Annotated in this window: 14 protein-coding genes and 3 pseudogenes; 7 read left to right on the forward strand and 10 right to left on the reverse strand. The window is 33.0% G+C overall.

Annotation, left to right across the window (positions count from 1 at the left end; translation table 11 throughout):
* Positions 1 to 154: 154 nt before the first annotated feature.
* Positions 155 to 1,585, forward strand: coding sequence for an IS4-like element ISBce2 family transposase (locus tag QUF93_RS01985; RefSeq protein WP_080019313.1), 1,431 nt, complete (start codon positions 155 to 157; stop codon positions 1,583 to 1,585).
* A 262-nt stretch (positions 1,586 to 1,847) separates the two neighbouring features.
* Here QUF93_RS01985 and QUF93_RS01990 read toward each other — a convergent pair.
* Positions 1,848 to 3,287, reverse strand: a pseudogene (locus QUF93_RS01990) (IS4 family transposase).
* 215 nt (positions 3,288 to 3,502) lie between these two features.
* On the opposite strand from QUF93_RS01990, the gene QUF93_RS01995 reads away from it, so the two are divergent.
* A complete protein-coding gene (locus QUF93_RS01995) occupies positions 3,503 to 3,970 on the forward strand; it encodes a VOC family protein (protein WP_289361283.1) in 468 nt (155 codons plus the stop codon).
* A 365-nt stretch (positions 3,971 to 4,335) separates the two neighbouring features.
* Positions 4,336 to 4,611: a hypothetical protein gene (locus QUF93_RS02000; RefSeq protein WP_098310525.1), complete on the forward strand. Its 276-nt coding sequence runs from the start codon at positions 4,336 to 4,338 to the stop codon at positions 4,609 to 4,611.
* A 67-nt stretch (positions 4,612 to 4,678) separates the two neighbouring features.
* Here QUF93_RS02000 and QUF93_RS02005 read toward each other — a convergent pair whose 3' ends face one another.
* From QUF93_RS02005 to QUF93_RS02025, 5 genes are all read right to left on the reverse strand, one after another.
* Positions 4,679 to 4,912, reverse strand: a complete 234-nt coding sequence (locus tag QUF93_RS02005; RefSeq protein ID WP_289361284.1) for a YuzF family protein — start codon at positions 4,910 to 4,912, stop codon at positions 4,679 to 4,681.
* Between the two features lie 238 nt (positions 4,913 to 5,150).
* On the reverse strand, positions 5,151 to 5,384 hold the full coding sequence (locus QUF93_RS02010; RefSeq protein ID WP_289361285.1) for a hypothetical protein: 234 nt from the start codon (positions 5,382 to 5,384) through the stop codon (positions 5,151 to 5,153).
* A 297-nt stretch (positions 5,385 to 5,681) separates the two neighbouring features.
* The gene (locus QUF93_RS02015) at positions 5,682 to 5,828 is read right to left on the reverse strand and encodes a BC1881 family protein (protein WP_000738547.1); all 147 of its coding nucleotides are present in this window, start codon (positions 5,826 to 5,828) and stop codon (positions 5,682 to 5,684) included.
* A gap of 546 nt (positions 5,829 to 6,374) precedes the next feature.
* The gene (locus QUF93_RS02020) at positions 6,375 to 6,836 is read right to left on the reverse strand and encodes a CarD family transcriptional regulator (RefSeq protein WP_193666173.1); all 462 of its coding nucleotides are present in this window, start codon (positions 6,834 to 6,836) and stop codon (positions 6,375 to 6,377) included.
* A gap of 212 nt (positions 6,837 to 7,048) precedes the next feature.
* A complete protein-coding gene (locus QUF93_RS02025; protein WP_289361286.1) occupies positions 7,049 to 7,957 on the reverse strand; it encodes an acyl-ACP desaturase in 909 nt (302 codons plus the stop codon).
* Positions 7,958 to 8,610: 653 nt separating this feature from the next.
* Between QUF93_RS02025 and QUF93_RS02030 the strand changes: the two genes are divergently transcribed.
* Both QUF93_RS02030 and QUF93_RS02035 read left to right on the forward strand, forming a co-directional pair.
* A complete protein-coding gene (locus QUF93_RS02030; protein ID WP_289361287.1) occupies positions 8,611 to 8,889 on the forward strand; it encodes a hypothetical protein in 279 nt (92 codons plus the stop codon).
* A gap of 548 nt (positions 8,890 to 9,437) precedes the next feature.
* Positions 9,438 to 10,203 (forward strand): annotated as a pseudogene (locus QUF93_RS02035) (polysaccharide deacetylase family protein).
* A gap of 244 nt (positions 10,204 to 10,447) precedes the next feature.
* On the opposite strand, the pseudogene QUF93_RS02040 reads toward QUF93_RS02035, so the two are convergent.
* Positions 10,448 to 10,660 (reverse strand): annotated as a pseudogene (locus QUF93_RS02040) (alpha/beta-type small acid-soluble spore protein).
* 283 nt (positions 10,661 to 10,943) lie between these two features.
* Here QUF93_RS02040 and QUF93_RS02045 point away from each other — a divergent pair.
* Entirely contained in the window at positions 10,944 to 11,438 is a 495-nt protein-coding gene (locus QUF93_RS02045) for a YndM family protein (protein WP_289361288.1), read from the forward strand.
* A gap of 36 nt (positions 11,439 to 11,474) precedes the next feature.
* On the opposite strand, the gene QUF93_RS02050 is transcribed toward QUF93_RS02045, so the two are convergent.
* The 3 genes from QUF93_RS02050 to QUF93_RS02060 all read right to left on the reverse strand — a co-directional run bounded on the left by QUF93_RS02050 (position 11,475) and on the right by QUF93_RS02060 (position 13,193).
* The gene (locus QUF93_RS02050) at positions 11,475 to 11,990 is read right to left on the reverse strand and encodes a DUF3231 family protein (protein WP_215596745.1); all 516 of its coding nucleotides are present in this window, start codon (positions 11,988 to 11,990) and stop codon (positions 11,475 to 11,477) included.
* A 315-nt stretch (positions 11,991 to 12,305) separates the two neighbouring features.
* Entirely contained in the window at positions 12,306 to 12,518 is a 213-nt protein-coding gene (locus tag QUF93_RS02055; protein WP_283751124.1) for an alpha/beta-type small acid-soluble spore protein, read from the reverse strand.
* Positions 12,519 to 12,836: 318 nt separating this feature from the next.
* Positions 12,837 to 13,193, reverse strand: coding sequence for a carboxymuconolactone decarboxylase family protein (locus QUF93_RS02060; protein ID WP_289361289.1), 357 nt, complete (start codon positions 13,191 to 13,193; stop codon positions 12,837 to 12,839).
* Between the two features lie 218 nt (positions 13,194 to 13,411).
* Here QUF93_RS02060 and QUF93_RS02065 point away from each other — a divergent pair, with 218 nt between their 5' ends.
* Complete coding sequence (locus QUF93_RS02065; RefSeq protein WP_078177129.1) at positions 13,412 to 13,840, forward strand: ferritin-like domain-containing protein; 429 nt, start codon at positions 13,412 to 13,414, stop codon at positions 13,838 to 13,840.
* Positions 13,841 to 13,955: the final 115 nt, after the last annotated feature.

A 13,955-nucleotide genomic window follows, 5' to 3' on the forward strand; every position in this document is an offset into this window, starting at 1 on the left:
AAACAATCTCGTCTAAAATTGACTTTGCATAAGCTTAGCTTGATAGCGATGGGGTAACACCACACATCCATCAACTTAAGGATTTAGACTATTCTTAAACTTAAAAGCACGTTACTATTCTCTTATGTTAATGAGAAAGGGTGACGTGCTTTTTATGAATATGCATCAAAAACAAGAGCTGTCTTTATTTGCCGAAGAGTTATATCGATATATGTCTCCCGCTACACTTAATCAATTAGCTATAGAAGCAGGTGGAATGAAACGAAAACGTAAGTGCCATGGGCACCATTTTTTATCTTTGTGTGTATGGTTAAATCAACAAATCGCTACAACCTCTCTTACTCAACTTTGTAGTCAATTAGAAACTTCAACAGGAATTTTATTAAGTCCTGAGGGACTGAATCGACGATTTAACTCGGCTTCTGTAGCCTTCTTTCGAAATGTATTTACTACACTTCTACAAGCTAAAATTGGAGGATCATCTACAATTTCTCATTCTCTTTCTGCTTACTTTGAGCGGATTCGCATCCTTGATTCTACAACCTTTCAAGTTCCAGATCGATTCGCAGCTACTTATCCTGGTGCCGGAGGCTGTAGTCATACAGCTGGTGTGAAAATTCAATTAGAGTATGACTTGTTGAGTGGAGAGTTTTCTGATGTGAAAATTGAACCAGGAAAACGAAGTGATCAGGCATATGGGGCGACTCGAATGGACATGACACAAAAGAATGAACTATATATTCGTGACTTAGGGTATTTTCGTTTACAAGACTTTAAATCGATCCAAGATAAGGAAGGGTATTATTTATCGCGTCTTAAATTACCAACTAAAATATATAGAAAAGAATTCGAAACAGTGGTATTTAAAACAAAACCTGCTCAATTGAGACCGGTATATATACAAATTCATTTGGAAGACATCATGAACCAATTACAACCTGGCCAAGTGTATGAATTACATGATGTATATGTAGGGAGCAAAGACAAACTACCCACTCGCATTGTGGTTTATAGATGTACAGAGGAGCAAAAACAGAAACGTCTACATGATCGAGCTATTCGCGAAAAGAAAAAAGGGATTACATATACAGAGCGTACGAAACTTTTACAAGGAATTACGGTATATATGACAAACATTCCTACGGAATGGGTACCGAAAGAGAAAATCTATGATTTATATTCACTGCGTTGGCAAATTGAGCTGTTATTTAAAATATGGAAATCTTGGTTTCGAATTCATCGTTGTAAATCTATTAAACAAGAGCGATTAGAATGCCACCTTTATGGACAACTCATTAGTATCCTATTATGTTCTTCTACTATGTTTAAAATGAGAGAACTCCTGTTACGTAAGAAACAGAAAGAACTAAGTGAATATAAAGCGATGTACATAATTAAAGATTATTTCTTACTTTTTCATCAAGCACTACATAAAAACACCCAAGAATTATCAAAGATTCTCCTTCGTCTGTTTAACCTCCTACAGCGAAACGGACGAAAATCTCACAGATATGAGAAAAAAACAGTCTTTGATATTTTAGGTGTTGTGTATGAGTATACCACTTCTGCCCATCAGGTAGCATAGCGAAAAATTTGAAACCCGTCAGGGTTTATTTGATGTGCCTACTTTTATAACATCTATAAAAGATAATAAAAAACTACGTGGAAAGACCGCATTTTGTATAAAAATATACGTTAAGTTGATGGATGTGGGGTAACACCACATGCCCATCAACTTAAGGATAGAAACTCCACGGTTTTCCATTAATTGAAATGAACAAACTTTTAAACAGTATTATACTCCTAAAAATGAGCATACGAAATAAACCCTAACGGGTTTCATTTTTTTACTTATGCAACTTTTTTTGTTTTCTATATCCACTATACTCATAGATAACACCCATAATATCAAAGATAGTTTTCTTCTCATATCGATGAGATTTCCGGCCATTTTTCTTTAGTAGGGTAAACAGGCAGATTAAAACCTTTATTATTATATGGGAGTTTCTCTGTATCGCTTGATATAACAGGGATAGATGATCTTGAATCATCCCAATTGCTTTATATTCACTTAGTTCTCTTTTGTGCTTTCGCAACAGAAGTTGGCGCATCTTAAACATCGTGGAAGAACAGATAAAAATGGCAATGAGTTTTCCATACACATGGCATTCTAATCGCTCTTGTTTGATAGTTTGCCAGTGATGAATTTGAAATAGAGATTTCCACGTTTTAAATATGATTTCGATCTGCCAGCGGAGGGAGTAAAAATCATGGATTTGTTCCATCGGAACCATCTCCCAAGGCGTATTCGTAACATATATGTTGATACCCGTTAATCGTTTACTCTTTTCTGAAAATGTAATCCCCTTTTTACTTTCGGTATAGCTTTGTTTTTTTCTACGTTCCAGTATTTGTTCCTCTGTTAATCAGTAGATAATTACTCTTGTAAATAATCTTTGGTTCTTGCCAATATACGCCTCTTTTATTTCATACGTTTGTCCTGGTTTTAACGTGTGCATAATGTTCTCTAAATCAACTTGGATATACTGTGACTGTTTTTTGATTGTCCCATTTCGAAAGTATTCCGGAAACGGATTTTTCGTATAGACAGTATGGTTTAATTTAAGTCTTGATATATAGCACACGCCACTTTGGTCCATTTGATCTAAGTCTTCCAATGAAAAATAACCCAAATCTCGAATACATAAATCTCCTGGGCGTAAGGTATCTAAACAATCTGTTCCAAATGTTTTATCATTATTTTTTCCAGGCCCTACCTGGAAGTTTAAAAACTGTCCGCTGTGTAAGTCATATTCTAATTGAATCTTGATACCTGCTGTTTGTGCACAACCACCTGATCCAGGATATACATGAGCTAAATGTTTCGGTACTTGGAAAATCGTCGCATCTAAAATACGAATTCGTTGAAAATACGTGAGTGCTGCACTTGAAATGGCTGATGTTTTACAAAGTTTACTTTTCCATAATGCAGAAAAAATATATTTCAAAAATTCAACCGCTTTTTTATTAAAGCGTTTATTGAGTCCTTCTGGACTCATAAGAGTGCCTGTGGCTGCGTGTAATTGACTGCATAGTCGAACGAGAGAATCACTCGCTGTACGTTGACTTACCCAGATACATATGGTAGCTAATTCATTTCCTGAAAACTTTCGTTTTCTTTTTACAAAACCTAATTCTTTTGCGAGTTCTTCCAAAAGAGAAGGGGTTAAATGACGATACAGCTCTTCAGAAAATAGTTGTAATTCATCTTGAATCGAAAAATTCATAAAAAGTGTCACCCTTTCTGCCTAGCTTTTTAGAAAGAATAACGCTTTTTTATACTTGGGTGTAGTGAATATTTTTGAGCTGATAAGCATGTATGGTGCCCCCTATTACATTACCTCTAAAGATGTATAGAATTTTAATACTATTAGTGGATTTAATATTGTTTTTACATTGATATATTTAATATTCAAGAACAGAAAATAAGGGGGAAAACCATATGATTAAAGGGTTGTATGAAGCACACTTACCAGTTAGTAATTTAAAAAATTCAATTGAATTTTATCGAAAATTAGGATTGAAACTTGCTTGGCGTGATGAAGACACTGCTTTCTTTTGGATTGAAAAAGGTAAGAGTTGGTTGGGATTATGGGAAGGAAATGAGTATGAAACTCGATACCACCCTTCTTTACGACATATTGGTTTTCGAGTTTCATACGAAGATTTAAAAGAATCTTTAAAGTGGCTAGATTTTATTCAAGTTGAAGCTGTCCAATTTGGTAATAGAGAATCTATTGAGCCATTTATCCGCCCACACCAAGGTAATGCTTCAGTATACTTCAAAGACCCAGATGGTAACAGTTTAGAATTAATATGTCATATTGAAGTTCCTAATGAGTTAAAACATATTACAGATAAGTTGTCCTTTGTAGATTGGAAGAAACTAGTTAATAATACATTTAAATGAGAGATGCGAGATAAGCTTATTTTACTAAATGGGATCACCACACATCACTATCAAGCAAATATTTTAGAGTATCCCCAAAACGAAAATTGTATCTCTTCATAGTTGTTCATGAAAATTCAGTTCATTTTTTTCATTTAGGGGAACAATTAATCTCTTAAGTTGATGGGCATGGGGTCACCATATCAAAAAAAGAAAATTGTACGTTTAGACACAATTTGGACATATTTTAGCCAGTTCCCTGTACGTTAAGGAATTAGTTTGTATATTTGAGGAGATGTACGAGACAGGTGTAAATGTAGGGGAATCCAATATTTTCTATTCAAATATGATAGAATGGAAATATATCCAAAACGGAGGGAAAACAAATGAACTCAAACACAAAACAGTTTATTTATGATATCCAGCAAAGAAAAAACAATTATATGGAAAATGTATTAAAGGCAATACAACACCCTAAAAAAGAGCAATCTGAACAGGTCATTCAAAATATAGTAGAGAAGATGGATATGATGATTAGTCTAGTTACTACGTACATGAGGATTGAAACCGGATCTACGGAAGAATTAAAAGAACTTCAGAAAGAAATTATTCATGCTCAAGCATATATCCAAAAACGAAAATTTGAAGAAACACAGAGATAAAACCCTGTGTTTTTATTTGGTCGTCTATGAAACCAATCTATTATAAATCAAATTAGATGTAATTTGATCATTGTTTTGGCATAATCCATACAATTTGTTGAATGCGTACAATATACGGTACCGTATCTTCAATGAGCAAATGATCTGGTTTCACATCCTTTAACTTTCCTCTTACATTACCTCTTACAGTTTCAATAACCACATGTTTACCAATTGCTGATTGTAATGTCTGATATACGTAGGGATTAGGTATACTTACCATATTTTGTTCACTAAAGTCATTCCCCTCCAAATAACTCATTCTATAAGACTCCTTTCTAACTTACATTCTTTCTCTTAATATATGATGTAAATCTTATAAATATGCTAGAAGGATAATTCATTATATGAAAGAAAATAACATTTTGATAAGGTACGTTTTCTATTCCTAAATTGCTAAAAAATTATTTATATAAGGTTACTTTTACTAGTTAATAGGTGATGATATAGGGATACTTTGAATGTACATCCACGTTGTTCCTTTCAAGATATGTATCATTTTATATACGTCCTTTATTAGAATACTGCTCATACTTTTTTTGAGATTCTTTAGTAATACGTGCGTTAAGTAAAATTGCTAACAACAAAAACACTCCATATTTCCCCCCTGTAGCTCCTATGATAATCACACTACTACAAACAAGTATAATTAATAGGAGAAACGAAACTAAATAAATACGGTCATAGTTCTTTGACATCTTCTCGTATTTTATGCGTTCTTTCCTTGCATCCATCTAAATTCCTCCTTTAAATTATCCATTTCACTATCAAATAAATCTCGCCCTTAAAAAGGAACCAATATATCGTTTTAAATAATTAGTTTGTTTTTTTATCAACTAATTTATATAACGTAAAAAGAAATCCTACCAATATTAAGCTTTCCACCATGATAATCCCGACCCTCTCCTTCCTTTTAACCCCAACACATCAGATAAACGTTATGTATATCCCATATTAGCTGCAGCAAACAAAAAGGATCTTCCCTTCTCGTAAAGGCTGATCCTTTTCTTCGTTCATTCAACTATTTTTAGCTATTCTTGATTAATTAGAATAACAGCTGGTCCATCTACACGAATTCCACCAACTTCGATTTTTTCATAAGGCTCAACCGTAATAGAAATGATCCCTTCCCGCTTCTTTAATTCATTACTTAATTCTTTTGTTAACATTTTTTTCATGTGTGCACTCCTTCTTACTGCTTCATTTACTATTGTTATGTAAATGGAATTTAAAATGGTTTCCTGGTCTGGAAACCATTTTTTGTAGTTGACCATATGGTGTTACCAGTTCGTTTATCAATTTTACGTAAAGAAGATAAACAATTACTATTCACTGTCTCAGTAGATGTAAGAAACTCTTAAAGATAGCGGTGAGATTGATTGTTTTTTCTTCTAGAAATAATGACTTAGATAGTATATTACCTAAAACAATGAAAGTCCTACCTCTCTTTCATCCTTACGGATCCTTGTCCGTGCCAGTGTGAATCAGGATTGCAAAAATCAAGTGACTATTTAATCGAGTTATTTGATGAAACTTCGAACGTTCGTAAAAGAAATTTAAAAATAAAAATGGATTAGATTGAAGTAATAACAAATGAGGTTCCTACTCTAAAAGTGAGTTGAAGAAGTTGAATGTCTTTGAAATGATTTACTTTTAATAATAATCATATTCCCGAAAAATTCAGGATATTTTCGGGGGATGTAATACATTATCTATAATGAACCTTAACAGAAACTTTTTATTTGATTTTCAGTGATTCCTTTAATTAATCCTAGTTCACTAATCAAAAATTCATGTGCGTTATCCAACATTTTTTTTTCGCTTGTATTAAGTGCCTTTTCTTTCTTCATACGCATTAAATCACGTACAACTTCAGCACCTTCTTGTATTTCACCCGTTTTTATTTTGTCCGTGTTCACTTTATACCTTTGTTTCCACGGCAGTAATTTATCTGATTCTCCATGCTGAAAAATGTGTATAATGCGTTTTAATGCAAGTATATCAGTAACTGGGCGTATACTCGAACTTAATATTTTACCCATAGGAATCATGACTTGCATATTACTGATTGACATTTTTATAACAAAATACTGTTGTTTTTTCCCTGAGAATTCTTTTTCTTCTATGGCTTCAATTATACCTGCTCCGTGCATTGGATAAACAATGTTATCGCCAATTTGAAACATATAATCCACCTCCATATATGGTAACCTTCTTAACCTTAACATATATGAGATTTTTTATCAAACTTTTTATAATATCATAAAATCATTTTTATCGTCAATCACTTTTTTGATAAAAATTAAGTAAAAAACACCCCCAAAACAATAGGGAGTGTGTCAGATTTCCCATAAAGGGCAGGGGGATTTCCCCGCTTATATTCTGAAATCTCTACTCATTAACGTAGATCAGCTTTCCCTTGAAAACGACCAAATCGATCCCGTATTTTTTTCAATCTTGTGTGGTATTCCAAAATCTCAATTCTTGCTTTTTCAGCTAAAGGTGCAATTGGTCGTAAGTCTTTTAACCCCCAATAATCAACCACTACATCAAGTACTTGATCAAAATATTGTAGTGGTCCATAATTCGCTTCTTTTGCAATCACAGCCATTCTATTTTCAAAATCAGGCATGACGGCACCTGGCATTTTAAAATTCTTAATCACATTGGCAATATGATAGCAATAATTAGGTTCCAATTCCAAATGTGTTCGAATGACATCTCGATAAAACGCATAATGAAGAGTCTCATCTTTTGCAAGACGGCGTAATAATGTAGCAAGATCTGGATCATGCTTACTTGCAACCTTAGCAACATTATTGTAAAACACCATCGTTGCAAGTTCTTGTAGCGTCGTATACGTCATGGCTTCGATTGGTGTATGAAAATCAGGCTCAAATCCACCCTCAACGACTGACTTTCTTAATTCATGTATTCGTTTAGGATTCACACTTCGAGTGAGTAGTAAATATGTCTCCAATAAATTCGAATGTTGATCCTCTTCTGAGGTCCAGATATGAATAAAGTCTGTAATAACAGAAAGGGACCCTTTAAAAGTTGCAGATAAATACGTTGTAAACCATGGTAAATTCACTTCTGTTAATAAAGCTGTTTCAATGGCCGTAATTACACCAGAAGGAAGAGTAACTTGACTTTCATCCCAAGGAACTCTTTTAAAGTCCATTCCCTTATCCCATGGTAAAAACTCATGATAACCCCAGTCTATCTTCTGCGCTCTTATTTTATGTTGTTCATACAGTTCTTTTAAACGTGGTTCTAATCGGAAATCTAAATCATTTGTTAGCATATATAAGTGCCCCCTTTTCTTATCATAGATAGTCATTCTATTTTTACATTGATTTTTATCCTTAAAAATTTTCTACAAATAAATATTACTTTCCTTTTTTTAAGTCAAACATAACAAATTTGTAACAAAACTCTTTAAGAGCACTATATTTTTATATGATTTTTTTCAAATCAAAAGGGGAACCGTTACCTATATTGTCCTTTTTTATAAAAGGGGTTCTGAGGCATACGGTATGTTGCTTAGCCTAGATAAAAAAACGATCATCAGTAAATAGAGAATAACATTCATGGATGAAGATACTCGTCATGATGTAAATCTTGGTGATTGTAAAAAGGTGCATGCCCATAAAGAATCGTTTTATAATAAAGATTGATAAACAATTAATCTTTCCTGCGTTTTCACTACTTTTTAATTTTGTTATTGGTAGCAAAAACTGAAAAGAGTAATGGTATGTTATACAGACTAACAACTTATTTAGATGTAAGATCCAAGATGCTAGATTAAGCGCTTGAAAAATATATACAGTTGATGAGATAGCCTTAAACGACAATTCCCAACAAGATCACTGTACATTGGCTATAATGGGGTTATTTACACGGTTAGACCGTGCACAAAGGGAAGAGGCGATAAACATGTAGTCAACGGAAGCGCATATGAAGGAAAAGCAACGTAGAGAAAAAATAGAAATAATATTTAGTCACAGGGTAAAAGGAGAAAGTTATTTTCACGGCTCCTCCTATCAATGGAAAAATATTGTATACCAAAATTATAATAGGATACAACAAAAAGAGTTGAAAATTGAACAACTCATTTCCAAAATGGAAAAAGAAGGGATTTGTTTTACGCAGCACCGTTCACTCATACACTATCCCGTCATTGATTTTGTAAAATATATAGCTAAGGTTTATAAGGAAACCCTCGAAATACAATAATCATATTCAAAGGAAACCTTTATAAAAAGTTTATTTTCGAAACTTTGTTAACAAAAAGCTCAAAGCTCATTATAACATTCTTTTTATTCTCAATACTCTTCATCTTTGTTATAATAATAACCATAACGTATTCTAGTCGTTTGTATATCTTCAGATTTTGTAAATTTTACTACACAAAAAGACAACTCTTAATTAGAGTTGTCTTTTATTTTTTCTCGATATACATAATACTGTTCTGGTGCAAAAACTCCAAGATTCCTACAACCGGGGGCAAAGTAGCATTTCTCCATTCTTCCATTTTGAGTGAGTTTCTTCTATTAGGAGTCACCATATCAAAAAAGTAAAGGATTACAATATGGGAAGTGTGCCATTAAAGGAAAGTGTATACAATGAATAGCGTCAATGTAAAATTGAATCCTTAACTGATGAGAAAATGATAGTTTTGAGCTTCAGTTCTTGCCTCTTTCCACTTTTTAATTTCGTATTAAATAATTTGATAATAACTCCATAAACTAAACTTACTTGTATCTCATAGGAGTGTATTATTCGTGAAAAATAATTGGATGGTCCTCATTCTTTTAATCATTTCTTTTTTTTCCACACAAATACCCATATATGCTTTTACAGATAGTCTTAAGGCGTATGAAAAAACAGGGAAGGTAATTTGGGAAGTAAATACAAAGGAAAAAATAGTTGCAATAACATTTGATGATGGGCCTCATCCTATTTTCACCCTCAAATACTTGATATTTTAGCTAAATACAATGCGAAAGCAACCTTTTTCGTAGCAGGTAATAAAGTTAAAAGATTTCCTGCGATTTTAAAAAGGCAAGTAAAAGAAGGACACGAAATTGCTAATCATACTTATAATCATATTTATGATAAAAATATTACCGCCGCTAAATCAACTGCAGAATTAGATCAAACGGATGAAATTATCAAGCAAATTACTGGCTATAAACCAACTCTCTATCGTCCAGTCGGAGGCCTTTACAATGATTTAATTATTAATACAGCTATAAAAAATGGGAAGCTTATTATTCTATGGTCATGGCATCAGGATCCTCAAGATTATAGAAATCCAGCAGCCAGCAAAATTTCTAGATATATAACAAAAGGTGTTAAACCTGGCAATATCATTCTACTCCATGATTGGAATGGTAGCGAATTTTCTCAGACATCTCAGACAGTTAAAGCATTAGAAAGTATTATGAGATATTTATACAGAAACGATTACGAATGTGTAACAGTATCTGAAATGCTCTATCGTTCCAAAAAATAATCCCCTCTCCTTTTGATCCTTTTTATCAGTGAATCTAGGCTTATTTACTATCTGTTTTTTAAAGTCTATCTTACTTACGGAAATTTATGAGAATTATTTAGAGGATAATATTTTTTAGTAACTCTATATACTAAAGATCATAATGTAAAAAGGAGCTTGCTCTTATAAACAAAAACTGAATGAAGAATTGAAAAGTAATTTATTCCTTAATAAATTACAATTTTAAAAAAGGAGAGACGATGTGTCTCTCCTTTTTTATTCATGTGTTATCTAAGGTTAACGATTAACTCCACCGCCAAGTTGTTGTTCAGCCATTGCTACTAGACGTTTTGTCATTTCTCCACCAACAGATCCGTTTGCATGAGCTGTTGCGTCTGCACCAAGTTGCACACCAAATTCTTGAGCGATTTCATATTTCATTTAATCAAGAGCTTGTTCAGCACCATGTACTAATAATTGCTTTCTGCTTCCACTGTTATTGTTGGACATGTTATGTCACCTCCTTCACTCTTTAATATGTTAAAAAGCAATGCAAAATAAATAACCCTTTTTTGGGTATCCATTTTTTAACTTTTCATAGTATAAATCATACTTATATTTCACAAAATAGTATTGTGTAGGAGAATGAAATAAAAAGTGTTTGCCATATGAGTATCATGTAATAAACAGACCTCCAGAACATAATGAAACAGGCTGTGCTTTATTAAGGCACAGCCTGTTTTTATTAAGGCGTTTTCTCTTACATACCGATTAAAGAATTAGAGGAATACAGATGAAACATATTGTTGCCTTATTAATTAAATATACCGGTAGTAGTGCTGTATTATTGATGATACTAGGCATTTTTCAGGGTATTTCGATTCCAAGAATATTGTTTATTTCATTAATAATTACTGGAGCGGCCTATTTAATAGGAGATTTATTTATTTTACCTAAGTATGGAAACATGGTGGCTACCATTGCTGATTTGGGCTTGAGCTTTGTAGGAATTTGGGCATTAACGTATCTTTTAGCAGATATAGACTTGACTCGTAATATTGGAGCATCTGCTTTTTTTGCAGCTTTGCTTATTGGTGTGGCAGAAATATTTTTTCATATCTATATGAAGAAAGTTGTTTTACATGGGGATGAGGATTCACGAGAATCCACTACTATTGGTCATGATAAATATGCTATGGAGATTTCTGATGAGTATGTAGATTATTCTAGAATAAAAAGGGGAAATCCATCTAGAAAAGTAGAAGATAAAACTGATAAATTGAAATAAAAAAGTGGCCGAGAGCCACTTTTTTTATTATTCCCGTTAAGCTTGTTCAGAATTTCGAACATGTAATGGCGGAGGAACTACCCAACCCTTCTTCTTACTTAAACGTAGTAAAGTTACTCCAGCTTGTGCTTTTTTCATGTGAAATTGTCCAAAGAGCATGCCTACATCCTCTCGAAGACATTTCCCCATCACTTGACTACAAGTTACTAATCCTGCTGCAAGGCTTACTCCAACAGCTGCTGCAATTTCAGCATCATTGATGCGTGCGCCAGGAGGAATATCTTCAATAGAAGCAACCGGTCTTTCTGGAGGTGCTGGTGGTAAAGCCACTCCATTCACCTTTAAAAGAGCTTTTAACTCTTCTATTTCAGAAGTCATATCATTTTCAATTAAGTTTTGTAAGAACTTCTTTAAATCTTCATCACCTGTGTGATTCATAAATACTTGATGTCCAGCAACAGATCCTTGTGCCGCAAGAAGATAACTCCAAATATCAAATACTTCTCCGTAATGTAAAGGCTCATTTTGAGGATTTCCACTTAATACACCCATTTTAAAATGCCTCCCTTTCGAAAATATCATAATAAGTATAGTTTTCAATATTGAAAAGATATTTTTAAGTATGTTTTTTCCTACAAAAGACTTTCTATCATACATGGGAAACACCTTCCCAACACTGTGTGTGTTTGTAGTTTAGGAAAGAAATTTGCAAACAAAATACTCAAAGATTATTATCGAAGATTATCAATAATCTTTGAGTGAAAAATCGTTTGCTATAAGGGTTTATTTTAAAATTAATTAAACGACAGAAATTGGTTTGAATATCTGCTACAACTTATATCAATTACCTATTATTTATAATTAAAATTAGCGGGTAATTCCACCGCCAAGTTGTTGTTCAGCCATTGCAACTAAACGTTTTGTGATTTCGCCACCAACAGAACCGTTTGCACGAGCTGTTGTGTCTGCACCAAGTTGTACACCAAACTCTTGTGCGATCTCATACTTCATTTGATCAATTGCATTCTCAGCGCCTCGAACCAATAATTCATTACGACTTCCGCTATTAGTGTTTGCCATAGTGTATCACCTCCTATAATTTTAATATGCTACGAATCATGGAAAAATAGTTATTCCTTTTTATGGAAACATAAACCCACTTTAAATTATATATAAATGTTGAATCTCTTCTTAAAAGACGATTAAAAAATAGAGCTGAACAGAGTAAGAATAATTAATCTGTTCAGCTCTATCTAGTACAATCTAATTAATATATATTTTTTTAATGTGCAACTTACTATTTCCTATATTATTGTAAAGGCTGATTAACAGGCTGATAAATGCTTGCTATAGCTTGCATTTCAGAATCATATTCCTCAACCCATGATGACATTCCTATTACTGCTTTAACTCTTGCATACACTCTTGTACAAGAGTTACTGCCTGACTTATAGTACCACCACCACCAAATGCAGCTGTCACTCCCACCGCCTCAAAGATCTCGTGTTCTGAAGCTCCTTGATCTAGACATCCTTTAATGTGATAAATGATACAATATTCATCCTGAGAATAAAGGCTAATACCTAAAGCAATTAACTGTTTTTGCTTTTTTGATAAGGTGCCTTCTTTAAAGCATTCCTCTGTAAAGGAATTAAATTGTTCGGCTAGTTTAGGCATCTTCTCAGTAAATAAACCCAAACCATACTTATAATGAAGAAGTGCAGATTCTGTAGAATTTCTACCTTCAAATTCCATATTTAATTCAACTCCATTTCGCATATTTTTTAAACAAAATTTAGTATGAACCTAATAGGAATTGATTAAACAAAAATGATATTTATATCAAGGTAATTGAAAGAGGAGAGAGGATTTAGAGGTACGGTATAACAATTAATTAACGAATAGTATTGCACACACAATATGGATAATCCATCGACTTCTGTAAAAGAATAACGTAAAAAGGAAATGATGATATGGAAAAACAGAGTGTAGTCAACACATTAAATGCCTTTCTAAAAGGGCAGTACATGGGTATTCATGCCTATGAGCATTATATAGAGAAGTTAAAAGATCCAGAAATAAAAAAGGAATTTCAAAGAATACAACAAGATCACAAACAACATGCCTTAAAAGTAGCAGAAAGAATACAAAATCTTGGAGGAGTACCAGTTGATAATGAAGGAATCGTTGGCTCTGTTCAAGGTTTAATAAGTCAATTTACAGTACCAGATACAACAGAAGGAATTGTAAGTAGCGCGTTAAAAGGCGAAGGTTATTATGGTGTTCAAATATCAGAAGAAATTGTACAAGGTGATTTAGATCCAGCAAGTCATATGTTAATACATGATATTTTAGATAAAGATAGGGAACATGTAAATGTATTAAAACAACTTACGCATTAACATTTTTAGTTACGCTGTATCATAATTAAAAGAAGATATTTAAAATAACTCCACATATTTTCACAAGACAGGAAAATACTAATACTTGTTTTAGTACTTTAATTCCAAAGTATTA

The organism is Bacillus hominis (assembly GCF_030348325.1).
Classification (GTDB): Bacteria; Bacillota; Bacilli; order Bacillales; family Bacillaceae_G; genus Bacillus_A; species Bacillus_A hominis.